Origin of the sequence: Jiella sonneratiae, from assembly GCF_017353515.1 — a bacterium.
In the GTDB taxonomy this organism is placed as follows: Bacteria; Pseudomonadota; Alphaproteobacteria; order Rhizobiales; family Rhizobiaceae; genus Jiella; species Jiella sonneratiae.
This window is the reverse complement of the sequence record NZ_JAFMPY010000001.1, coordinates 90,283-113,550: the sequence shown is the minus strand read 5'-3', so window position 1 is coordinate 113,550 and position 23,268 is coordinate 90,283. Positions and strand designations below refer to the sequence as shown.

General features: G+C 68.4%; 19 protein-coding genes. 6 read left to right on the top strand and 13 right to left on the bottom strand.

From position 1 onward, the window contains the following. The first annotated feature begins 916 nt into the window (after positions 1-916). On the top strand, positions 917-4,339 hold the full coding sequence (locus J1C47_RS00490; protein ID WP_207348754.1) for a class I SAM-dependent DNA methyltransferase: 3,423 nt from the start codon (positions 917-919) through the stop codon (positions 4,337-4,339). A 501-nt stretch (positions 4,340-4,840) separates the two neighbouring features. Here the strand turns inward: J1C47_RS00490 and J1C47_RS00485 are convergent. The 5 genes from J1C47_RS00485 to J1C47_RS00465 form a co-directional block, all read right to left on the bottom strand. Then, a complete protein-coding gene (locus tag J1C47_RS00485; protein WP_207348753.1) occupies positions 4,841-7,696 on the bottom strand; it encodes an ATP-dependent helicase in 2,856 nt (951 codons plus the stop codon). 100 nt (positions 7,697-7,796) lie between these two features. Then, the gene (locus J1C47_RS00480) at positions 7,797-9,077 is read right to left on the bottom strand and encodes a TRAP transporter large permease (protein ID WP_207348752.1); all 1,281 of its coding nucleotides are present in this window, start codon (positions 9,075-9,077) and stop codon (positions 7,797-7,799) included. Positions 9,078-9,092: 15 nt separating this feature from the next. Continuing rightward, complete coding sequence (locus J1C47_RS00475) at positions 9,093-9,662, bottom strand: TRAP transporter small permease (RefSeq protein WP_207348751.1); 570 nt, start codon at positions 9,660-9,662, stop codon at positions 9,093-9,095. A gap of 101 nt (positions 9,663-9,763) precedes the next feature. Next, complete coding sequence (locus tag J1C47_RS00470) at positions 9,764-10,744, bottom strand: sialic acid TRAP transporter substrate-binding protein SiaP (RefSeq protein WP_245396277.1); 981 nt, start codon at positions 10,742-10,744, stop codon at positions 9,764-9,766. 161 nt (positions 10,745-10,905) lie between these two features. Next, positions 10,906-11,649: an endonuclease/exonuclease/phosphatase family protein gene (locus tag J1C47_RS00465; protein WP_207348750.1), complete on the bottom strand. Its 744-nt coding sequence runs from the start codon at positions 11,647-11,649 to the stop codon at positions 10,906-10,908. Between the two features lie 268 nt (positions 11,650-11,917). Here J1C47_RS00465 and J1C47_RS00460 point away from each other — a divergent pair, with 268 nt between their 5' ends. Next, positions 11,918-12,133 (top strand): hypothetical protein, encoded by a 216-nt coding sequence (locus tag J1C47_RS00460; protein ID WP_207348749.1) that lies wholly within the window; start codon positions 11,918-11,920, stop codon positions 12,131-12,133. Between the two features lie 184 nt (positions 12,134-12,317). Further along, a complete protein-coding gene (gene pip / locus J1C47_RS00455; protein ID WP_207348748.1) occupies positions 12,318-13,277 on the top strand; it encodes a prolyl aminopeptidase in 960 nt (319 codons plus the stop codon). 36 nt (positions 13,278-13,313) lie between these two features. Here pip (J1C47_RS00455) and J1C47_RS00450 read toward each other — a convergent pair whose 3' ends face one another. The 4 genes from J1C47_RS00450 to J1C47_RS00435 all read right to left on the bottom strand — a co-directional run bounded on the left by J1C47_RS00450 (position 13,314) and on the right by J1C47_RS00435 (position 16,598). Further along, complete coding sequence (locus tag J1C47_RS00450; RefSeq protein WP_207348747.1) at positions 13,314-13,517, bottom strand: hypothetical protein; 204 nt, start codon at positions 13,515-13,517, stop codon at positions 13,314-13,316. Positions 13,518-13,862: 345 nt separating this feature from the next. Beyond that, the gene (locus J1C47_RS00445; protein ID WP_207348746.1) at positions 13,863-14,045 is read right to left on the bottom strand and encodes a hypothetical protein; all 183 of its coding nucleotides are present in this window, start codon (positions 14,043-14,045) and stop codon (positions 13,863-13,865) included. Between the two features lie 54 nt (positions 14,046-14,099). Continuing rightward, the gene (locus tag J1C47_RS00440) at positions 14,100-14,276 is read right to left on the bottom strand and encodes a hypothetical protein (protein WP_207348745.1); all 177 of its coding nucleotides are present in this window, start codon (positions 14,274-14,276) and stop codon (positions 14,100-14,102) included. A gap of 204 nt (positions 14,277-14,480) precedes the next feature. After that, positions 14,481-16,598, bottom strand: coding sequence for a PatA/PatG family cyanobactin maturation protease (locus J1C47_RS00435; RefSeq protein ID WP_207348744.1), 2,118 nt, complete (start codon positions 16,596-16,598; stop codon positions 14,481-14,483). A gap of 346 nt (positions 16,599-16,944) precedes the next feature. Here J1C47_RS00435 and J1C47_RS00430 point away from each other — a divergent pair, with 346 nt between their 5' ends. Both J1C47_RS00430 and pip (J1C47_RS00425) read left to right on the top strand, forming a co-directional pair. Next, positions 16,945-17,427 carry a GFA family protein gene (locus tag J1C47_RS00430; protein ID WP_207348743.1) on the top strand — a complete coding sequence of 161 codons (483 nt, stop codon included), beginning with the start codon at positions 16,945-16,947 and terminating at the stop codon, positions 17,425-17,427. After that, positions 17,424-18,365, top strand: a complete 942-nt coding sequence (pip, locus tag J1C47_RS00425) for a prolyl aminopeptidase (protein WP_207348742.1) — start codon at positions 17,424-17,426, stop codon at positions 18,363-18,365. Before J1C47_RS00430 ends, pip (J1C47_RS00425) begins: the two co-directional genes overlap by 4 nt. Before the next feature lie 35 nt (positions 18,366-18,400). Here pip (J1C47_RS00425) and J1C47_RS00420 read toward each other — a convergent pair whose 3' ends face one another. The 3 genes from J1C47_RS00420 to J1C47_RS00410 form a co-directional block, all read right to left on the bottom strand. Then, entirely contained in the window at positions 18,401-18,838 is a 438-nt protein-coding gene (locus J1C47_RS00420) for a hypothetical protein (RefSeq protein WP_207348741.1), read from the bottom strand. Positions 18,839-19,038: 200 nt separating this feature from the next. After that, positions 19,039-19,455 carry a DUF4864 domain-containing protein gene (locus tag J1C47_RS00415; protein WP_207348740.1) on the bottom strand — a complete coding sequence of 139 codons (417 nt, stop codon included), beginning with the start codon at positions 19,453-19,455 and terminating at the stop codon, positions 19,039-19,041. A 151-nt stretch (positions 19,456-19,606) separates the two neighbouring features. Next, positions 19,607-19,849 carry a hypothetical protein gene (locus tag J1C47_RS00410; protein ID WP_207348739.1) on the bottom strand — a complete coding sequence of 81 codons (243 nt, stop codon included), beginning with the start codon at positions 19,847-19,849 and terminating at the stop codon, positions 19,607-19,609. Between the two features lie 221 nt (positions 19,850-20,070). On the opposite strand from J1C47_RS00410, the gene J1C47_RS00405 reads away from it, so the two are divergent. After that, the gene (locus tag J1C47_RS00405; RefSeq protein ID WP_207348738.1) at positions 20,071-22,140 is read left to right on the top strand and encodes a DUF4139 domain-containing protein; all 2,070 of its coding nucleotides are present in this window, start codon (positions 20,071-20,073) and stop codon (positions 22,138-22,140) included. Positions 22,141-22,179: 39 nt separating this feature from the next. On the opposite strand, the gene dgcA is transcribed toward J1C47_RS00405, so the two are convergent. Beyond that, complete coding sequence (dgcA, locus tag J1C47_RS00400; protein ID WP_207348737.1) at positions 22,180-23,160, bottom strand: N-acetyl-D-Glu racemase DgcA; 981 nt, start codon at positions 23,158-23,160, stop codon at positions 22,180-22,182. Positions 23,161-23,268: the final 108 nt, after the last annotated feature.

The window sequence follows — 23,268 nt, the reverse complement described above, 5'->3', positions numbered from 1 at the left end:
TTCGTGCCCGTTCCGTGGGCCGGCGGTCGGGGGATGATACGGGAGGGGTGCGGGGGTGGGGATATCTTTATTTCGAAGGCAGCGGTTTTCCCGGAGGCGCCCTCTCTCCCCGTCGTGGGAGAGAAAGCCATTCCAAGGAGTTGGGCGGCGCGCAGCGTCGTCCAAACCTTGAGAATGGCAAGAGAGGGGTATCCCCGCTTCAGCCGCCGCGACCGAGAAGAGGGCGCATTGGCGATGCCACGGTGCATGCGCGGCCAGGGTGAAACCCCTCTCTTGCGATTTCTATCGTTTAGCCGCTTCGCGCCTAAGCCGATGAAATCGCTTTCTCTCCCGCAAGGGGGAGAGAGGGCGTCCTTCAGCGGGCCTCAGTGCGCATGTCGGCGCCGGCCTCGACGCTTCGTCATTCTCAGGACGGGGCACTGCGAGCTGCACTCATCTCGCCGGATCATTCGATGCGGATGCCGGCTTCAACAAAAACGATTTGCCAAGACGGATGACATTCGGGCGCTGACATCGCCACGTCGTCATCCTCGGGCTTGTCCCCAGGATCTACTGCGGGTTGATTTTTGGCACTTCGCGGTCCGGGGCCAAACGGCAGCGATTCTGTCGCCGAGCCGGCAGCAGATCCTCGGGACAAGCCCGAGGATGACGCATTTTCAACGTTTTCGTGCCCCTGGCGTGCCCCCTGACGGGTCAATATCCGGCGCGCGCCCCTCTGCCTGCCGGCATATCCCCCGCAAGGGGGGAAATCAGCCCAATCGCCCTGCGCGCCCCCGGCTTCGAGCGATTGTCCTGCCTGCGGGAGGCGTCACTTGTCATCAACCGCATTATCGGCTCCTTTGGACATCCAACCTATACGCGCAGGGGGGAGTCGCGGCAGGCGGCTTGAAGCGGGCGGGGGAGCACAGGGCCGGGCATGGGCGACATCGACGCATTCATCGAACGCTGGACCGCGCGGGAGGGCGGGGCCGAGCGTGCCAACTACCAGATGTTTCTCGCCGAGCTCTGCGACGTCCTCGACGTTCCCCGGCCCGATCCGGCGGGGGCGGAGAAGGGCTTCAACGACTACGTGTTCGAGCGGGCGGTCCGCCCGCGCGAGAGCGAGGGCGCGACGGCCCCCAAGCGCATCGACCTCTACAAGAAGGGCTGCTTCATCCTCGAAGCCAAGCAGTCGCGCCTGCCGGGCATGAAGAACGCCATTCCCGGTCAGGTTTCGCTGTTCGGCGAGGAGCCCGAACGGCTCGGCCGGCGCACGGCGGCCAAGGGCTGGGACGTGATGATGCAGAACGCCCGGCGACAGGCGGAGACCTACGTCTTCCTGCTCGATGCGAGCCACCCGGCGCCGCCCTTCCTCATCACCTGCGACGTCGGCAACGCGCTGGAGATCTTCGCCGATTTCTCCGGCACCGGCCGGGCCTACGGCCAGTTCCCCGACCGCAAGGGGTTTCGGATCTATCTGGAAGACCTGAAAAAGCCGGAGATCCGCCAACGGCTCGCGACGATCTGGACCGACCCGAAGAGCCTCGATCCGGCGAGGGAATCCGCCCGCGTCACCCGCGAGATCGCCAAAAGGCTGGCGGAGGTCTCGAAGGCGCTGGAGGCCGATCACCCGGCCGAGGACGTGGCGCATTTCCTCATGCGCTGCATCTTCACGATGTTCGCCGAAGACGTCGACCTGATCCCGAAGGGAAAGTTCACCGAACTTCTCTCTGATTGCGTGGAGAGCCCCGGCTCCTTCGTTCCGCTTCTCGAAGAGCTGTGGGCGAAGATGGACGAGCCCGTCCGCGACAAGCGCTTCTACTCGGCCTTCCGCACGCATCTGCGCCACTTCAACGGCAATCTCTTCAAGGATGCCCGCGCCTTTCCGCTCGGCCGTGAGGAAATCGGCGAGCTTCTGGCGGCGGCGAAGGCGAAGTGGACCGAGGTCGACCCGGCAATCTTCGGCACGCTTCTCGAACAGGCGCTGGAAAAGACCGAGAGGAAGCGCCTCGGCGCCCATTATACGCCCCGCGCCTATGTGCAGCGGCTGGTCGAGGTGACCGTCATGGAGCCGCTGCGCGAGGACTGGCGCAAGGCGCTGACGCGGGCGGAATCGGCCAAGGAGGAGGGCGAGGAGAAGAAGGCCGCCGAAATCGTCCGCGGCTTTCTCCACCGGCTGTGCGAGACCCGCGTCCTCGATCCGGCCTGCGGCACCGGCAATTTTCTCTATGTCAGCCTCGAACTGATGAAGCGGCTGGAGGGCGAGGTGCTGGAGACGCTCGCCCGCCTCGGCGCGACGGAAAGCCTTGGCCTCGAACGCGAGACCGTGGACCCGCACCAGTTTCTCGGGCTGGAGCTCAACCCGCGCGCCGCCGCCATCGCCGAACTCGTCGTCTGGATCGGCTATCTCCAGCAGCATTACCGCTCGAAAGACGGCCACCCCGCCGAGCCGATCCTGAAGGCGTTCCGCAACATCAATTTCGGCCGTCCCGAAGGCTATGACGCGGTGCTGACCTGGGACGGATATCCGCTACCGACCGTCGAGGAGCGGGACGGCAAGCGGGTGGAGACGTTTCCCAACCCGCGCCGGCCGGACTGGCCGGAGGCGGAATTCATCGTGGGAAACCCGCCGTTCATCGGCGGCAAGGACATCCGCTCGCGGCTCGGCTCCCTTTATGCCGAGGCGCTGTGGAAGGCGCACAAGCCGGTGAAGATGAACGAGAGCGCGGACTTCGTCATGTATTGGTGGGACCGGGCGGCGGATATCCTGACCCGCAAGAAGACGAAGCTGAAACGCTTCGGCTTCGTCACCACCAATTCGATCACCCAGGTGTTCCAGCGCCGGGTGATGGAGAAGCACCTGAACGCCAAGGCGCCGGCGAGCCTCGTCTACGCCATTCCCGACCATCCCTGGACGAAAGCGACGCGGGACAGCGCGGCGGTGCGGATCGCCATGACCGTGGCGGAGGCGGGCAAGCGGGACGGGGTGCTGCTGGAGACGGTGTCGGAGAAGGGGCTGGATACGGATGAGCCGGAGATCGTGTTCGCGCGGCGGGAGGGAAGCGTCAATTCGGATTTGAGCGTTGGCGTTGATCTATCTTCCCTAACAAAACTCGATGCAAACAAGGGGCTCTCTTCGCGTGGCGTTGTTCTGCATGGCAAGGGATTCATATTAACGTCCGCTCAAGCCAAGTTGCTTGGGAAGGACGATACGCCAAATATTGACCGGGTGGTTCGGCCCTATCGCAACGGGCGTGATCTCACGGGTCGCTCGCGTGGCGTCTTTGCCATCGATCTGTTCGAACTAACTGATCAAGAAGTCCGGACGCGATACCCAGCCGTATATCAACATGTAATAGAAACTGTTAAGCCGGAGCGAGATCTAAACCCGCGCGAATACAGGCGAAAGAATTGGTGGTTGTTCGGCGAGAATGTCCCTGATGCTCGCGACGCTTGGGCAGGTCTGCGGCGGTTTATCGCTGCGGTCGAGACCGCGAAGCACCGCGTCTTCCAGTTTTTAGAGGGCTCGGTGCTTCCGGATAATAAGTTACTTATCATCGCCTCTTCTGAAGCAAGCCATTTAGCAATGTTATCTTCTCGGGTTCATACGTATTGGGCAGTTACGGCAGGCGGCTGGATTGGCTACGGCAACGACCCTGTCTACGTCAAATCCCGCTGCTTCGACCCCTTTCCCTTCCCCGATCCCTCCGAGCCCTTGCGCGAAAAACTCCGCGCCGCCGGCGAGGAGCTGGACGAAACGCGCAAGCGGGTGCTGGCCGAGCATGCCGACCTGACCCTGACCGGGCTCTACAATGTTCTGGAAAAGCTGAAATCCGGCGAGGCGCTGAGCGAGAAGGAGGAGGACGTCAAGCGGCGCGGGCTGGTGCTGATTTTGAAAGAGCTTCACGAGACCATCGATGCCTTGACCGCCGAGGCCTATGGCTGGCCGGCGGACCTTTCCGACGAGGAAATTCTGGAGCGTCTGGTGGCGCTCAACGCCGAGCGGGCGAAGGAGGAGGCGGCGGGGCACGTGCGCTGGCTGCGGCCGGACTACCAGATCCCGCGCTTTGCCAAGGGCAAGGCGGCGAAAAGCGGCGAGCTGGCACTGGAAGACCAGGTGGTGGCGATCGACGCCGGCAAGCCGGCCTTCCCGACCGAGCGCACCGAACAGCCGCTCGCCGTCGACGCGGTGCTCATCGCCAGCGGTCGGCCGATGGGGCCGGAAGAGATCGCGCGGAGCTTCAAGCGCGGCGGCAAGCGCATCGAGCCGCGCGTCGTGAACGCGCTGAGCGTGCTGGCCCGCTACGGCCATGTGACGGCGCTCGGCGACGGCCGCTTCGCCGCGCGGCGCGCGGCGTGACGGTCCGCATGGTCGAGCAGGTGGCCGTCGAGGAGGCCGTGTTCGCGGCGATCTGACGGCTGACGGGGGCCCGCAAGCGAGCGGCGGCCGGCGGTTCGGCATGGTTCCCGGCGCAAGGCCGGGGATGACGCAGCGGCGAGGGCGGTGCCGAGACACCCCCCTCTGCCCTGCCGGGCATCTCCCCCACAAGGGGGGAGATCAGGCCAATCGCCGTGCCCGGGCGCGGCTTCGGCGCTGCGCATCGGGCGCCGCGGGCCGTTTCGCGATATTGACGGCGGGCAGTGGGCGAGGGTGCCGGCGAAGGGTCGATCTCCCCCCTTGCGGGGGAGATGGGCGGCTTTTGGCGGCGCCTGGGTGGTTCGGGCCGTTGCGCGATCCGGACGGCGGGGAGAGTGGGCGAGAGTGCCGGCGAAGGGTCGATCTCCCCCCTTGCGGGGGAGATGGGCGGCAGCCCAGAGGGGGGCGCATGCCGCCGACGTCGGCCGGCGCGCGGGGCGCGCCTCACACTGCCTCGACGAATCCCTCCAGCACGCGTTTCTGCCCGGCCTTGTCGAAGTCGACGGTGAGCTTGTTGCCGTCGACGGAGGCGACGGTGCCGTTGCCGAATTTGAGATGAAAGACCCGGTCGCCCTTGGCGAAACGGCTGTCCTCGGCGGCGACGGATTTGGCGACGAGCTCCCCCTGGATCTCGCGCGGGCCGCCGCGCTTGGCGGAGGAATAGAGGCCGAAGCCCTTCTTCGGAGGCTGGTTGTGGCCGCGGCCCGGAGTGGGGCTGAAGGGTTGCGCGTGATCCTCGCCCTTCGAGGCTCGCTCCGCTCGCACCTCAGGATGAGGATCAGGCATGCGCCCCGCAAAACCGGACGCGTTGTCAGGCGAACCGTTGCCGCCCTGCCGATGGCCCCCCGAGCCGCGGGAGCCGGGCTCGGCGTCGTAGGTGATCTCGCGCGTGCGGCCGCCCGACCAGCCGTCTCCGCCGCGCGAGGGGCCGCCGCGCTGGCGGCCGCTTTCGGCAAAGCCGGCGCCGGAGGCAAAGCCGGCCTGCGCCGCCTGGGCGCGTTTCCAGCCGGGGGTGGAATAGGCGCTCTCGCGGAAGGCGCTCGCCCCGTCCCAGCGCGAGGCGCCGTAGCCGCCGAAGCCGGACGCCCCGTACCCGCCATAGGAGGTGTTCGCCTCCATCACCTCGACATGCGCCTCGGGCAGTTCGTCGAGGAAGCGCGACGGGATGGTCGACTGCCACAGGCCGTGGATGCGGCGGTTGGAGACGAACCAGATCTTCACCCGCCGCTTGCCGCGCGTCAGCCCGACATAGGCGAGGCGGCGCTCTTCCTCCAAACCCGATCTGCCGCCCTCGTCGAGCGCCCGCTGGTGGGGGAACAGGCGTTCCTCCCAGCCGGGCAGGAAGACCGTCTGGAATTCCAGCCCCTTGGCCGAATGCAGCGTCATGATCGAGACGGCGTCGAGCTCGGCGTCCTGTTCGGCGTCCATGACCAGAGCGACGTGCTCGAGGAAGGAGGGAAGCGACTCGTACTCCTCCATCGAGCGAATCAGCTCCTTGAGGTTTTCCAGCCGCCCCGGCGCCTCGGCCGAGCGGTCGTTCTGCCACATCTCGGTATAGCCGGACTCCTCGAGGATCTGCTCGGCGAGCTCGGTGTGCTTCATGGTCGGCAAAAGGTCCGACCAGCGGCGGAAGTCGGCGACGAGCGAGCGCAGCGTGTTGCGCGGCTTGGGCTTCAGCTCCTCGGTCTCGGTCATCTCGCCGGCGGCGGCGATCAGCGGGATGCCGCGCTCGCGGCCGTAGTCGTGGAGGAGCCGCACCGTCGCGTCGCCGAGGCCGCGCTTCGGGGTGTTGACGATGCGCTCGAAGGCGAGGTCGTCGGCGGGCTGCGAGACGCAGCGGAAATAGGCGAGGGCGTCGCGGATCTCCATGCGCTCGTAGAAGCGCGGGCCGCCGATGACGCGGTAGGGCAGCCCCATCGTCACGAAGCGGTCCTCGAAGGAGCGCATCTGGAACGAGGCGCGCACCAGGATCGCCATGTCGTTGAGGTCGTGGTCCTCGCGCCGCTGCAGGTCCTCGATCGCCTCGCCGATCGCCCGCGCCTCCTCCTCGGAGTCCCAGCCGGCATTGACCTCGACCTTCGGATCCTCGGGGTCTGCCCTGTCGGTGAACAGCGTCTTGCCGAGCCGGTCCTCGTTGTGGGCGATGAGGTGCGAGGCGGCGCCGAGGATGTGGCCGGTGGAGCGGTAGTTGCGCTCGAGCCTGATCACCGTGGCGCCGGGAAAGTCCTTGTCGAAGCGGAGGATGTTGTCGACCTCGGCGCCGCGCCAGCCATAGATCGACTGGTCGTCGTCGCCGACGCAGCAAATATTAATTTGCTGCTGTCTGTTTTCGCTCGCGCTGTCGCCGCTGCGCGGCTCGCTCCGCGGGGGCGCGGCCTGACCGGCCGACGGGCGGTCGCCCTTGCGGCCTTCGGCCGGGATGCGTGCCGCGGATGAAGCGCTGATCTCCCCCGCAAGGGGGGAGATCGCAGTTTCGGCCTCCCGCCCTCTCGATGGCCGCTGTGCCAGGAGCCGCAGCCAGAGATACTGGGCGACGTTGGTGTCCTGGTACTCGTCGACGAGGATGTATTTGAACCGGCGGTGGTAGTCGGCGAGGACGTCCGGATTGGCCCTGAACAGCGCGATCGGATGCATCAGCAGGTCGCCGAAGTCGCAGGCATTCAGCGTCGAGAGCCGCGCCTGATAGGCCTCGTAGAGCCGCCGGCCCTTGCCGGCGAAGGCCCGCGCGTCGCCCTCCGGAATGTCCTTCGGCAGAAGCCCCTTGTTCTTCCAGCCGTCGAGCATGGTGGCGAAGGTGCGGGCCGGCCAGCGCTTGTCGTCGAGGTTCTCCGCCTGGATCAGCTGCTTGATCAGCCGGATCTGGTCGTCGGTGTCGAGGATGGTGAAGTTCGGCTTCAGCCCGACGAGTTCGGCATGGCGCCTGAGGATCTTGACGCCGATCGAATGGAAGGTGCCGAGCCAGGGCATGCCCTCGACCTGGCCGCCGACCAGCATGCCGATGCGCGTCTTCATCTCGCGCGCCGCCTTGTTGGTGAAGGTCACGGCGAGGATCTGGCTGGGCCATGCCTTGCCGGTCGACAGGATGTGGGCGATGCGCGTCGTCAGCACCCGCGTCTTGCCGGTGCCGGCGCCGGCAAGGACGAGGACGGGGCCCTCGGTGGTCTCGACCGCGGCGCGCTGCTCGGGGTTGAGGCCGGCGAGATAGTCCGGTGTCGCGGTGCCGCGGGCGGCCATCGCCCGCGCCGCGATGCCGCCCGGACGGGGTGCGGTCGCGGGGGCTGATTCGTCGAAATCGCTCATGGGCGGAATGTAAGCAATCGCCCGTCGAAGACCAACGCCGCGCCCGGCCCCGCGGCAGAACCTCTGCCTTCCCGTGAGCGCGGCAGCCCGCCCGGCGGCGTCAGCGATAGATCAGCGTCGGCAGCCAGAGGGTGATCGCCGGCACGAAGGTGACGAGGGCGAGCACCACGAACAGCGGGACGAGGAACGGCGCGGTGGCCGCGACGCAGCGCTCGAACGGCACCTTGGAGACCCGCGACAGCACGTAGAGCACCATGCCGACCGGCGGCGTCAGGAGGCCGATCATCAGGTTGAGCACGAGGATCACGCCGAAATGCACCGGGTCGACGCCGACCTTCTCGGCGACGGGCAGGAGCACCGGCACGAGGATGGTGATCGCCGCCACCGTCTCCATGAAGCAGCCGACGACGAGGAGGATGAGGTTGATCAGGAGGAGGACGACGATCCAGTTCTCCGACACCGACAGGATCAGCCCGGCGAAATGCTCCGGCACGCGGTTGGAGGTGAGGATCCAGGCGAAGATCGCCGCCGCCCCGACGATGAACAGCACGACGGCGGTGGTCTCGATCGTGTCCATCGAGACCCTGAGGAAGCGCCGGAAGTTGAGCGTGCGGTAGACGACGACGCCGAGGAACATCGCCCAGGCGCAGGCGGCGATCGCCGCTTCGGTGGGCGTGAAGGCGCCGGTGAGGATGCCGCCGACGATGATCACCGGCGTCAGCAGCGCCAGGAAGGCCCGCACGAAGGCGCGGGCGAGGTTGGAAAGGCGGAACGCCTGGTCGCGCGGATAGCCGCGGCGGCGGGCGTAGATCGCCACCATGATCATCAGGGCGACGGCCATCAGAAGGCCGGGCACGAAGCCGGCGGCGAAGAGCTGGCCGATCGAGGCGCCGGCGACGACGCCGTAGATCACCATCGGCAGCGACGGCGGGATGATCGGGCCGATGGTCGAGGAGGCGGCGGTTATGCCGACGGAAAAGCCCGGATCGTAGTTGGCGTCGCGCATCGCCTTGATCTCGATGGCGCCGAGGCCCCCGGCATCGGCGACGGCGGCGCCCGACATGCCGGCGAAGATCACCGAGGCGCCGATGTTCACGTGGCCGAGGCCGCCGCGCATCCAGCCGACCAGCGCCTTGGCGAAGTCGAAGATCCGCTCGGTGATGCCGGCGGTGTTCATCAGGTTGCCGGCGAGGATGAAGAACGGCACGGCAAGCAGCGGAAAGGAATCGACGCCGTTGACCATGCGGTGGGCGACGACCACCGCCGGCACGTGTCCGTCGACGAGAAGGAAGACCAGCGACGAGCCGGCGAGGGCGATGGCCACCGGCGCACCGAGGATGATCAGCCCGAACAGGACGACGAAGAGGAGCGCGAGAAGCATGGAAGGGGCCGCCGTTCAGAGGCTGGGACCCGTGGAGGTCACGGAGTCGGGGTCGATGAGGCGGCTCGTGCCGCTGCGGGCGTGCCGGACGAGGACGAGGAGCTGGTAGATCGCCATGGCGGCGAAGCAGACGGCGACGATCCAGTAGACCAGCGACTTCGGCACGTCGATCGAGGTCATCTTCTGGAAGGTGCGCTGGGCGAGATGCACGCTGAGCCAGGCGAGCGTGGCGTAGAAGGCCAGCGAGACGACGTCGACGAAATACTGCAGGCCGAGGCGGGCGCCGCGCGGCAGCCGCGTGTAGAGCAGTTCGACGGCGATGTGGCTCTCGCGCCGCACCGCCGAGATCGCGCCGATGAAGGTCACGCCGATCAGCAGGTAGCGGGCGATCTCCTCGGTCCAGCCGAGGGAGTCGTTGAGGACGTAGCGGGTGAAGAACTGCAGGAACACGACGATGGCGAGGGCCCAGAAGACGATCATCACCGGGATGTCGACGGCCCTGATGTCGGAAATGTCCTCGTCCTGCGCGTCGGTGGGCGGCGGAGACGGCTCGACGCCGGGCACGGGCGAGGGGTCGCGGGTCATCGGCGGGCACTCCACGGCATATGGGAAACGAGATTGCGGCAGGCGGGCGTTGCGACGGGGGCGGCGACGGCCGCCCCCTTGGCGCTCAGGCGGTCAGGCGATCACTTGATCGCCTGCAGCCGGTCGTAGGTCGCCTGGTCCCAGGTCGCGTCGGGGCCGTTGTGAAGCTTCACCGTCGCGTCGCGGAAGGGCGTGCGGTCGACCTCGTTGACCTTGACGCCCTGGTCCTTGAACCACTGGACGAGGTCCTTCTCGTTCTTGATGACCTGCTCGGTGGCGCATTTGGCGGTGTCGTCGAGCACCGTCTCGAAGGCCTGCTTGTCCTCGTCCGACAGGGAGTTCCACACCGAGCCGGAGACGATGGTGAGGAGCGCGTCGGTGATGTGGCCGGTCAGGTTGATGTCCTTCTGGACCTCGTAGAACTTCTTGGCCTGGATGGTCGGCAGGGGGTTTTCCTGGGCGTCGACGGTGCCTTGCTGCAGTGCAAGGTATACCTCGGCGAAGGCGATCGGCGTCGGGTTGGCGCCGACGGCCTTGGGGAACATCTGGTAGAGCGCCGCATCGGGAACGCGGATCTTCAGCCCGGCCATGTCTTCCGGCTTCAGGATCGGCTTGTTCGAGGTGACGTGCCGCTCGCCGTAATAGGTCATCGAGGTGATATGGTTGCCCGTCGCCTCCTCGTAGCCCTTCGACAGCTCCTGGAAGAGGTCGGAGTTGCGATACTTGTCCCAGTGGTCGAAGTCCCGGAACATGTAGGGTGCGCCGCCGATGGCGATCGGTCCGTAGGCGCGGCCGGCAAACAGCTGGCCGGTGTAGATGATGTCGACGGTGCCGAGGCTGAGCCCCTCGTTGATGTCGGTTTCCTTGCCGAGCGAGGAGGCCGGATAGACCTCGATCGCGTAGCGCCCGTCGGTTGCCTGCTTGAGCTTGTCGGACGCGGCGACGGCACAGGTGTTGTACGGTTCGCTCGCCTCGTAGACATGCGCCCATTTCAGGACGGTCTCGGCCGTCGCCGGCTGGACGAGTGCTGCGGATGCGAACAACGCCGCTCCCAACGACGCCGTCATCTTCGCGTATGCCATCGCGTTTCCTCCCTAACGTATACGCTGCGGGGGGCATCTTATTAGTCTTGCCGCGGAGCGCAATGGCAGGCGTCGACCGCCGCGCGCTTTCACCGGGCCGGCGACGCCGGACCTCGCGGCCATTTTCGCGGGGGGATGCCCGTCGCCGCGGGGCGACGCGGTCAGGGATGGGAGACCAGCGGATGCGGGTGGCGGGCCTCGGCCGCGCTGCCGGCAAAGGCGATGTCGGCGAAGACCGGCAGATGATCCGAGGCGCCGCGCGATCGGTTGGAAAGATGCACCCCCGCGTCGATCAGCGAGACGTCGCGGGAGAGGACGAAGCGGTCGAGCGCGCCGAGCGGCATGCGCGAGGGAAACGAGCGCCCGGGCATGACGACGCGATGCCGGCGGGCGAAATGCGCTAGGCACCGGCCCTCGGGGTTCCATTCGTTCAGATCGCCCATCATCACCGTCGGCAAGGACGGTTCGAGCCCTTCGAGACAGGCAAGGATGGCTTCGGCCTGGCGGCGGCGCCAGAGGCCGAGCAGGCCGAGATGCATCCCGACGATCCGCAGCCGCGCCTTGCCGATGCGAAGGTCGGCGATGGCCGCGCCGCGCGGCTCCAGCGCCGGCAGCGTCAGACAGGTGGCCGAGAGGACCTCGATGCCCTCGCGCACCAGAATGGCGTTGCCGTGAAAGCCGAGACCGCCCGGCCGGGCGCCAAGCGCCACGGGATGATAGCGCGTCGCCTCGCGGATCGCCTTCGGCGGCAGCGAGGACGTGCGCGTTCCGAAGCGCCGGTCCACCTCCTGCAGGGCGACGACGTCGGCGTCGATCTCGTTGAGGACCGCCAGGATCTCCAGCGGGCGACGCCGCCAGTCGGTGCCGACGCTCTTGCGGATGTTGTAGGATGCGACGCGGAGCATGGACCGGCCTTTATCCTGTTCCGCTCGGGGAAGACACCCTTCGCCCTCCGCCATTCGCCGGCCGCCGCGAGGCGGCTGCCGGCCAACGCCCGCTGAAGCCTCCGCGCCACGGCGTCACATGCCTCCACATGCACCGACCCGGCGTGGCAGAAAGGCCGTTTCTGCCGGCAAATGCGTGGCCGTCTATGAGAGCGGCGGCACGCGCCCTCTGGACTCTCCTGCGAGTGAGCTTTTAAGAATTACTCAGGGGAAGGCGAAGAAGGAGGGGATGATGAATACCACAACTTTGTCCGAAGCGATCCTGTCCGCCGCCGGCGAGAAGGCGATCTGGCTGCGGGGTCGGCAGGCGTTCCGGGCGCAGGGGCTCGGGGCGGCCAATCCGTACAAGCCGGACAGACCGGAGGAAGACCGGCTGTTCGGTCTCTGGGAAGAGGGCTTCAACTACGAACGCGACACCGAGGCCGAGCGCCAGCCGTTCTTCTGAGCGGCGGCCGGTGCCGGTGGAGCCCCGGTTGGTGCGTCCGGCTCTTCCGGCCGGCGACGGCCACGCGGCATACGGGCCGGCAGCGCCGGGTCGGATCGGCGAGCCCGCGCGACTGGCCGGGCGGCAGCGGAGAATTTTGCCGGCCCGGGTTCAGAAGCGCCGGCGTTCGGTGTAAGGCGCGTCGATGGCACCGCGCAAACCCTATCCGCCGATCGATCCGTTCCGCATCGGCCGCCTCGACGTCGGCGACGGCCACGAGATCTACTTCGAGGAGTGCGGAAACCGCAGCGGTCTGCCGGTGGTCTTCCTGCACGGCGGGCCGGGCAGCGGCAGCTCGACGCAGCATCGCCGGCTGTTCGACCCGGCGAAATACCACATCGTCCTGTTCGATCAGCGCGGCAGCGGCCGGTCGACGCCGCTCGGATCGCTCGAGGCCAACACGACCTGGCACCTCGTCGACGACATGGAGCGGCTGCGCCGGCATCTCGGCGTCGAACGCTGGCTGCTGTTCGGCGGCTCATGGGGCGCGACGCTGGCGCTCGCCTACGCCCAGGCGCATCCGGGGCGGGTGCTCGGCCTGATCCTGCGCGGCATCTTCTCGGGTCGGCGCTCGGAGCTCGACTGGTTCTACGAGGGCGGCGCCAACCGGCTGTTTCCCGACCACTGGGAGGATCTCGTGGCCGAGGTCCCGGTCGCCGAGCAGGACGACCTGATCGCGGCCTACCGGCGACGGTTGACCGACCCCGACCGCAGCGTGCGCGCCAAGGCCGCCCAGGCCTGGACCGCCTGGGAAGCGGCCACCGTGATGATGCGGACCAGCAACCCGCCGACGCGCTCGACGGGCATCGGCGTCAGCGACGGGCAGATCGCCTTCGCGCGGATCGAGAACCACTTCTTCTTTCACGACCTGTGGCTGGAGGAGGGGCAGCTGCTGGCCAACATGGGCCGCCTCGAAGCGATCCCGGGCGTCATCGTCCAGGGCCGCTACGACGTGGTGACCCCGGCGATCACCGCCTGGCAGTTCGCCCAGGCCTGGCCGAAGGCAATCTTCCGGCTGGCGGAAGGGGCCGGTCACGCATTCGCCGAGCCGCCGATCCTGCACGAACTCGTCGAGGCGACCGATCGCTTCGAACCGGCGGCCTGACGCGCGACGATCGCCGCGCTGCGGATGCCGACCGGTTCAGCCGGCGACGGAGAAGGTCGTCAGCCGGTGCAGGCATGCCGAGGAGGCGCTCTTCCTGCCGCGGCGCTTCGGCTTGGCGGTTTTGGCGACGAGGAGATCCTTGGGAACGCTCCGCGCCTCGGCCTCGGGCACCCACTCGCGTCCGACGATCTCCTGCATGAACAGGCGCGGCTGCGGCTTCACCTGGCGGGGCATGTCCATCAGACGACCCTCCTTGTCGACGAGCGTTTCGATGACCCGGGCCGGCCGTGGCGCGCGGTCGTCGGTGTTTTTTGTCACGCTTGGCGCGCAGCAGAGAAGGCAGCCGCAGACGCGTCTCAACCGGTTTCCGGCAGATCACTTCGTGATGCCGGAAACAAAGACGCTCATTCGCCGCACGGGCTTGATACGAGCCCCGCTCTGATCGAGCGGATCTCGTATGAGGTGACGCATTCGCGTCGCCGTTGCGCCGTCCGCCGGGGTCGGACGCCCTCCGGCGCGGTAAATGCCGGGCGACGGGCCGCCGGACCCTGCGACTCTGTCTTCGGGCGGCGGCCCGGGGAGCGTTCAGAAGCAGCTCTTGCAGGTGCTCCAGGACGAGCCGAGGCAGCTGATGCAGCCCGGATTGAGCGGGTTCGGGATGCATTGCGGGGCGCAGCGGATCAGCTTGGCGCCGCATTTCAGCAGGCACGACCAGCTGAAGGACTGTCCGACGCCGCCCGGCGCGGAAGCGACGACGTGGCCGCGCATGACGGGCGCCGCGATGGTGGGTCAACGCATGGATTCCTCCTTGGGATTGGCGATTCAGCACTGGCCGATGTTCGGGACGCAGATGCCGGCGCATTTGTTGACGAACGGAATACAGGCGCCGACGCAGCATTGTCCGCTGCCGCAGCAATCGGACTGGCCCACGCCCGACGCGGACCGCGCCATGCCGGCCGGCCGGCGCTCCACCGGACGGGCGAGATTGGGTGTTCTCATGCTTCGGTCTCCTCCTTCGATGATGGCCGGACACGTGCGTGCGTCCGGCGCCTTCCACCCGGCGAATGGCCGGGTCCCTGCGGACCGGCGCACCGTGCGCCGGCCATTCGAGCCCGTGTGGGCGCCGCGGGCCTTTGCCTTGAAAGCCCGGGGCGGCAGCGGCGCAGCGCGCCGGAGCCTCCCGCGGCGTTCCGCGGCCGCCGCTCAGAGCGCTGAGAGCGGCACGCTCCAGCTGCGGCCGGCACCGACGGTGACCGGCAGCACCTCGCTGACGTCGACGGTGAAGCGGTAGACCCGGCCGGCGCGCCGCTCGTTCTCGGCGTCGAACATCGAGACCTGCACGTCCCAGCAGTCGGAATCCGGCCGGCAGATCGGGCTCTTGGTGACGCGGATGCCGTAGAGTTCGAGGCCCCGCCGCATGCCGTCGGCAAAGACGCTGGCACCCTGATAGGCGTTGGTCGCGGCGAAGTTGATCGCCCGCTCCTCGGGGCTGATGCCGAGATTGCGGAGCTCGTCGTAGACCCGGACGAGGAAGTTGAAGATCGGCTCCTCGTCGATGCTCTCCTCGCCGATCGCCGCCTTCGCGGCGGTGACGAGCTGCGGCGCGGTCCATTTCGCCATGCCGCGGGGGTCAGGATAGATCACCGGCAGGATCATGCCGTTCATCAGCCGGGTGGAGCCGTGGACGTAGCCGGGCAAGGCCACCCGCTGCAGGTCGCCGGTGTTGTCGAGGCTGGTGCGCATCGCGTCGAGAAGGTCGCGGTAGACCTCCTGGGCGAACGGTCCGGCCGGCGTGATCGCGTAGATCGGAATTTGGTCCTGCATCAGGATGAAGGTGATGCCGGTGGCGAAGGAGAGGTCGTTCGACAGCATGTCGATCAGCGCGGTCGGCGTGTTCGCCGCGACGGGGTCGCCCATGCGCTGGACGATGGCGTCGTAGCGCGCCTCGTTGCCGAAATCGAACCACACCGAGCCGAGGGCATAGACCTTCTGCGGCTCCCTGGAGCCGCCGCAGCCGCAGGCCTGCTGGGTGACGGCCGCCCGCTCCGCCGCCTGGACGATGCGGCCCGGGAGGCGGCCGCTCGCCGGGAGCCGCGGCCGCGCCGACTGCAGCGCGGCTGCCGCGCCGGCCGTCTCGTCGTCGTCATCGTCCACCGCGTCGTCGCCGAGCCCGCCGAGCCCGCCGAGGGCTTCCAAGGCCTCGGCTGAGACGCCTGCCTCGGACATGTCGTCCACCCCGTCCTCAGGGTCCTGCTGCTGGCGCGCCTTCTTCTTCTTGCCGCCGCAGCCGCAGCCGCAGTCCGACTGGACGACGGCGGCGAGCCCCGGGCTCCTGCCGGGGGGCAGCATGGCCGCCGTCGACGGCCTGATCGACATCGGGTCCCTGATCATCGGCTCTCTCCCTGTTTCCTGGTCCTGTCCTTCCCGCCCGGGCGGCGGCCGTTCGTCCCGTGCCGCATCCGTGGTCTCGCGCAGGCGGGCGATCGCCGCCGCAACGTCCAGCCGCCCGGCGAGCACGCGGGCGCATTCGCCGTCCGCCTGCGGATCGCAGGGGCGGGCCGTCCCGATGATGATGTCGCGGATGTCGAGCGGGCCGACGCCTGCGCCCGCCCGGCGCGCCGCCGAGAGCATCCGCGCCGCGACGCCGCTGACCACGGCGGTGGCGAAGCTCGACCCGCTGCGGCTCACCCGCTCGCCGCCGACGGTGGCGAGATCTGCCACGACGCCGGGGGCGAGGACGCCGTTGACGCCGTAGCCGGCACCGTAATTGGAACTGGCGAGCGGCCGCCCGTCCTCGTCCATCGCGCCGACGGCGAGCACCGTCGCCACCGCGGCGGGCACGTGCAGGCAGGCGCAGCCGTCGTTGCCGGCCGCCGCCACGACGAGGACGCCGCTGCGTTCGCAGAGCTTCAGCGCATCCTCCAGATGCCGCGACGCCTCGGCCGTGGACGACAGCTGGCCGGCACTGACATTGACGATCGAGACGCCCCGCTCGACCGCCATGTAGATCGCCCGGGCGATGTCGGTCTGCGTCGCCCGCGGCGCTTCGTGCGAGGGCCGGGGATCCGGGAAGAACACCGGCAGGACCAGCCCGGAACAACCGGCGGCGATGCCATTTGCCGCGTCGAACAGCAGGCTGCAGATCTCGGTGCCGTGCGCATCCGGGCGGTGCGCCTCGGCGATCCGCATCGTCGCCTCCACCGCGATCGGCGCATCCCGCAGCGCTGCGATCGCAAGGTCCGGCGGGCCGTCGACGACGCCGATCTTCACCCGGGGGTCACCCGGGCCGAGCCGGCCGAGATGTTCGAGCGGAAGCGGCATCGTCAGTCACTCGGTTTGAAAACGCGACTAATTGACGTTGTGGCATGATGGCATATGCACGCATTGAGAGCAAAAACATTATGATACTTTAATTTCTGGTTGCTGAAACGGTTGAAGTAGACTGACCGTCTGAAGCACAATCGTTGCAGTGACGAACGCTGTCGGCTCCAAAAAACCACGGCGGCGATCGCCGATCCGGCGTCGAAGGTCCCGTGCGGCGGCCGCCGGCGAAGCGAATGTCGGCTCGCGGAAGAGCCCGAGCTTCCGTCACCGTCCTCCGGGCGATACCATGTGTCCCGTAGGGGTTCCGGCAGGCCGGAGCCGATCACGGCCGGAGGGATGCGCGATGGCGACGATGACGGGTGGCAGCCAGTGCGGCGCGGTGCGGTTTCGGGTCGAGGCGGGACTCGGCCAGGCATCGATCTGTCATTGCCGCATGTGCCAGAAGGCGTTCGGCAGCTTCTACGCCCCGCTCGTCTCGGTGAAGGAGGGGGCGCTGGTCTGGACCAAGCGGGAGCCGAAGCGTTTCCGCTCGTCCAATCACGTCCGGCGCGGCTTCTGCGAGGATTGCGGCACGCCGCTCACCTACGAGGCGCCGGACGGGACTGCACTGGCGATCGGTGCCTTCGACGATCCCGCGGCCGTGCAGCCCACGATCCAGTTCGGCACCGAAGCGAAGATCGCCTATGTCGACCGGCTGCACGAATTGCCCGGGCGTTCGACCGAGGCTGACGTCGCGAGCAACCCCTTTCTTTCCGGCATCGTCTCCTGTCAGCATCCGGACAGGCCGGGCGCGGACGAAACGCCGCGCGGGAAGGGGGCGGCGTGAGGGGCCTTTATCCCGAGATCGAACCGTTCGATGCGGGCATGCTGGATGTCGGAGACGGCCATACGATCCATTGGGAGCGCTGCGGCACCAGGGGCGCGACGCCCGCGGTCTTCCTGCACGGCGGACCGGGCGGCGGCTTTTCGCCGGTGCATCGGCGGCTGTTCGACCCGGCGCGCTACGACGTCCTCCTGTTCGACCAGCGGGGCTGTGGCCGCTCGACGCCGAATGCCTGTCTCGACGCCAACACCACCTGGCATCTCGTCGCCGACATCGAGCGGCTGCGGGCGATGACGGGGGCGGAGCGATGGGTGGTCTTCGGCGGCTCCTGGGGCTCGACGCTGGCGCTCGCCTATGCCGAGGCCCACCCGACCAGGGTCTCGGCGCTCATCCTGCGCGGCATCTACACGCTGACCCGCGCCGAGCTCGACTGGTACTACCGCTTCGGCGTCTCCGAGATGTTTCCGGAAAAGTGGGAGCGCTTCGTCGCGCCGATTCCCGAGGCCGAACGCGCCGACATGATCGCCGCCTATCGCCGCCGCCTGACCGGTGACGACCCGGCCGAGCAGCTGCGGGCTGCGCGGGCCTGGAGCCGGTGGGAGGGCGAGACGATCACCCTCCTGCCGGACGAGACCCTCGCCCGGAATTTCGGGCAGGACGACTTCGCGCTCGCCTTCGCGCGGATCGAAAACCACTATTTCGTCCATCGCGGCTGGCTGGAGGAAGACCAGCTGATCCGCGAGGCGGGCCGGCTGAAGGGCATTCCCGGCGCCATCGTCCACGGCCGCTACGACATGCCGTGCCCGGCACGGACGGCGTGGCGGCTTTCGAAGGCATGGCCGGAGGCCGAGTTCCATCTGGTCGAGGGCGCCGGCCACGCCTTTTCCGAACCCGGCATCCTCGACCGCCTGATCCGCGCGACGGACCGCTTCGCCGGGTGAAAGCGCGTCGGACGTCGGACGCCGGGCGTCGGCCGTCAGTCGTCGCCCTGGAAGGCGTCGAAGACGAGGCGGGCGTTGCCGCTCCTTTCCGAATAGCCGGTGACGGCGCAGCTTCCCCGTGCGCGTACCGGCGCGGCGCCCGAGAGATAGATCGACCCGCCGCCGGTGGCCGGCCCGGCGACGTCGTAGGGCGCCGGCTGGCAGCCCTTGCGGAAGACGTAGGCCGTGCCGGCGAGGCCGCGGCCCTTGAAGCGGCCCGTAAACAGCACCGTGCCGTTCCGCACCCCGAGCTTCCTGAGGCTCGACTTCGGATTCTGGTAGCTGATCGTCACCAGGCCGTTGCGTTCGGTGAGCCGGACCAGCGACCCGTTGTGCTCGTAAAGGTCGAAGGCGAGGGCAGTACCGGTGCCGAGACAAAAGGCGAGGGCAAGTGCGAGCGTTGCGCAGGAGGTCCTGGCGATGCGTGAGGTCATCGTGTCGATCTCGTCGGTATGAATGCGCCCCGGTATTCCCTTACGGCATCCCCGGGGCCGATGAAACCGCTTCACCGAAACGTCAGCCACCGGTTGCGCTGCCCGTTCGCCGTCCGGCGCTGGACGGCGCGGGGCGGCACCGGCATGCGACCGGCGGTGCCCAGCCGGGACCGTCCGGCGGGACGCTCTGGGCGTAAAGCCTACACCGCGACGTCGTCGCCCTTGCGCAGCGAGCAGCCGGTGATCTTCATCGAGCCGTCGGGCTGGCGCTCCAACGTGTAGCTGGCGATCCAGCTCCTGCCGTCGCGGTCGGTCAGATGGACTTCCTGGCGGAAGCCGGTGCCTTCCGGCTTCAGGGTGCCGAAGGCCGCGCCGCTCGAATGGTAGACCGGATCGTAGGCTGACCGGACCATGGTCATGAAGACGTCGGGCGAGGGAAACATCGCCTTGATGTTCGGCGCGGCGTAGGAATAGGCCGTGCCGCCGTCGTCGGCGTTGAACGCCTGAAGCTGCGCCGAAATGGCCGCGCGGATGTCGCCTGCATCGTCCGCGCGGGCAGCGACCGGCGTCGCGAGCAGCATCGTTGCGGCGAAGGCGAAGAGGACGGCGGGTCGCATCGGCAGGTCTCCCGGTTGGCTCAGAAATTCCCGAAGGTTCGCTGCCATGGCGTCGAGGGAAACCGCGGGCCGGGTCAATTGCGCGTGATCGCGACCGGACCCGGCGGAAGATCCGGCCGCGGCAGGGGCGGTCTTTAAGACGGGCGGCGGCTCAGTCGTCGTTGGCGGAATTGAGGTCCTGCGGCCGTCGGCCCTCCTGATGGGCGTGGTGGAGCAGCTCGACCACAGCCACCTCCGGCCCCGGACCGTGGGGATGCAGCGGCTCGTTCGAGACTGCGACGGAAAGAGCGATGTTCCGTTCGGCCGCATCGCGCAGGGCAAGGTTCAGCGCGTCGGCCGCCGCCTTCGCCCTTGCGAGAACGTCCTTGGTCGATCGGTCGTTTTCCGCGGGCATCTTCTCAGCCGTTCCGTCTGGTTGCTTCATCGTTCCAAATCGTGCGTTTGCCGGCGAAGGCAAGCGTTTCGCCGGTCCGGCCCCGACGACGGCATCCTTCTTCAACTTGCCACGAATGGCGGGCAAGAGGGGAACGGGGCTCGCGATGCCGTCGGCAATCGAGGGGCGTCTTCGGAGACGTGCCCTCGGCGGCGCGTCGATTGCAATCATCGGGAGAATTCATGCGGAACACGCCCCTGAAAGCACTCGCGACCCTCTCCGCCCTCCTGGCGTCGACGGCGCTCGCGGCAGCCCAGTCCCCGGACACGTCGCGTCCGGCAGCCGCCCTCGGCGCCGACGCGGGCAGCGCGGCCGCGGCGGGCGGAGCCGACGCGCCGGCCCGCACCGGCGACATCCGCTCGATCGTGCTCTATTCGGGCGGCGTCGCCGAGATCGTCCGGTCCGCCGACGTCGTCGGCGAGGCGACGGTCGGCATGGACGTGCCGCTCGACCAGGTCAACGACGTCCTGAAGAGCCTCGTGGTGCGCAATCCCGGCGGCGGGGTCGGCCAGGTCTCGCTCGAAGGGTCGAAAAACGCCCGCGAGCTCTCCCGCGCCGCCCTTTTCCGGCCGGCCGACCTCAACTCGCTGCCGCTGCTTCTCTCCAAGCTCAAGGGCGCGCGGGTGCGCATCGAGGGCGACCGGTCGGTAACCGGAACGGTCCTCGGGACCGCGCAGCCGAAGGCGCAGGAGGGCGAAGGCCGCTCCGAGACGCCGATCGCCATCGTCGCGATCCTCGCCGAGACCGGCGAGGTGCGTTCGCTGCCGGTCTTCGCCGACACCTCGGTCGAGATTCTCGACGAGAAGACGGCCGAGGAGCTGAAGAAGGCGGCGGCCTCGCTGGCACGCAGTCTTTCCGACGACAACCGCCTCGTCTCGGTGAAGGTCGACGGTACCGGCGCGCGGACCGTCGAGTTCGACTATGTGGTCGCCGCGCCGGTGTGGAAGTCGTCGCACCGTCTCGTCCTCGGCAAGGACGGCAAGGGCCGGCTGCAGAGCTGGGCGGTGATCGAGAACGCCACCGGCGAGAACTGGCACGACGTCAGGGTGGCGCTGTCCTCCGGCTCGCCGGTGACGCTGCGCCAGAATCTGTTCGACCCGTTCTTCAAGGAACGGCCGGAAGTCCCTGTCTTCGTTGACAGGCAATCGGTTCCCGAGCCCGATCGCGGCGCCCTGCCGAGCCCTTCGCCGATGGCCAAGGCGTCGCGCTCGCTGAACGGCGCGGCGGCCTTCGCCGACAGCCTGATGGCGGCGGCGCCGACGCCGGAAGCGGCCGAGTTCTCGATCGGCGCGGCGAGCGACGTCGGCGCGGCGGTCGAGGGGGACGTGTCGGTGACCTATCCGCTGCCGCAGCCGGTGACCCTCGACGCGGGTTCGACCCTGTCGGTGCCGGTCGTCGATGCCGAGGTTCCGGCCGAACGCATCGCGGTCTTCGTGCCGGGGGGCGAGACCCACCCGACGGCGGCGGTCCGGCTCGACAACGCCACCGGCTCGGCACTGCCGGCGGGCATCGTCACGGTCTACGACGCCTCCGGCTATGTGGGCGATTCGACGCTGCTGCCGGTTCCGGCCAAGGAGGAGCGGCAGGTGCAGTTCGCCCTCGACCGCAAGATCACCATCAACAGCAAGGAGCGGCCGGAGGATCTCGTCAACGAGATCCGCGTCGTCGACGGCGTCCTGCGCTACAAGTCGGTCTCGGAGCGCCGCACGGTCTACAGCGCCCGCAACGACGGCGCGGAGGAGCGCAAGCTGGTCATCGAGCATCCCAAGCTCGACGGCTGGCAGCTGATCTCCGACTTCAAGGCCGGCGAGACCGAATCGGCCTATCGACTGGAGACGACGATTCCGGCCGGCGCGACCCGCGACGTCGGCGCGACCTATCGCTACGTCCGCGACGAGGGCTTCGCGCTGGTCGACGCCGCCCAGTCGGAGCTCCTGCGCTTCTCCAAGCAGACCGACGACCAGGAACTTTCCCTGCATCTTGCCGAACTCGCCGCGATCCAGGGCGAGAAGACCGAGCTCGACCGCCGGATCGACAGGCTGTCCGGCGACAAGCAGGACATCTACGCGGCCCAGGACCGCATCCGCGAGAACATCAAGGCCGTCGGGCCGGGAGACCTGCGCGACAGCTATCTCGCGACGATGCGCGGCCAGGAGGATCAACTGAAGAAGATCGACGGCGACATCGAGGCGCTGAAGAAGCGGCGCGAGGCGGTCGAAAAGACGCTGCGCGACGAAATCAAGGCGATGTGACGGCGCCTGCCGTGCCGCCGCCTTCAGCGGGCGGGCGGCTCAGCCCCAGAGTTCCGGGTCCGGTGGCGAGACCAGCGAGCCCGAATAGGCGAGGGGGTGCGGGCGGTCCTTCGCCAGGAGCAGCGGTCCGTCGAGATCGACGAAATCCGCCGTCTGGGCGAGGAGCAGCGCCGGGGCCATGGCGAGCGACGAGCCGACCATGCAGCCCACCATGACGCCGAAGCCGTGGCGGCGCGCCGCCTCGATCAGCCGCACCGCCTCGGTGAGCCCGCCGGTCTTGTCGAGCTTGACGTTGACGTAGTCGTAGAGCCCGGCGACGTGGTCGAGGTCCTCGCCGACATGCAGGGACTCGTCGGCGCAGATCGGCACCGGGTGCGGGATCGTGCCGAGGATCTCGTCCGACCCGGCCGGCAGCGGCTGTTCGACCAGCACCGCCCCCGCGGCGGCCGCGGCGAGGAGATGCGCCTTGATGTTGTCGGCGCTCCAGCCCTCGTTGGCGTCGAGGATGAGCCGGGCGCCGCGGGCGGCGCTCCTGACGGCGCGGATGCGCTCGCGGTCGTCGGCCGTGCCGAGCTTCACCTTGAGGAGCTGGCGGCCGCTGGCCCGGGCCGCGCTCGCCATCGCCTCGGCCGAATCGAGGCTGATGGTGAAGGCGGTCTCCACCGGCCGGGGCGTTTCGCCGCAGACGATCGCCGCGACCCGCCCGCCGGTCGACTTCGCCTCGAGGTCCCAGAGGGCGCAGTCGAGGGCGTTGCGGGCGGCGCCCGGCGCCAGCGCCGAAGCGAGACTGTCGCGCGAGCCGCCGCCCTCGACGAGCGCCCGCACCGATTCGATCTCTGCGACGACGCCGTCGATGCTCTCGCCGTAGCGGGGATAGGGCACGCATTCGGCCCAGCCCCGCCCGTATTCGTCGGCGATCGCGCAGGTGACGACCACAGCTTCCGTCTTGACGCCGCGGGCGATCCGGAAGGGCTCGCGAAGCGGAAAGCGCTCCACTGTGACCGAAAGTCGACGCGGCATGGTAAATGATCTCCCCGGGGCTGGCCTCGGTTTATTCCCACGAAGCCCTGTGCCAGTGAAGGGGGGCGGTCGCCAAGGGGTTGCGAACGCTGCGCCCGGGGCGCGGCC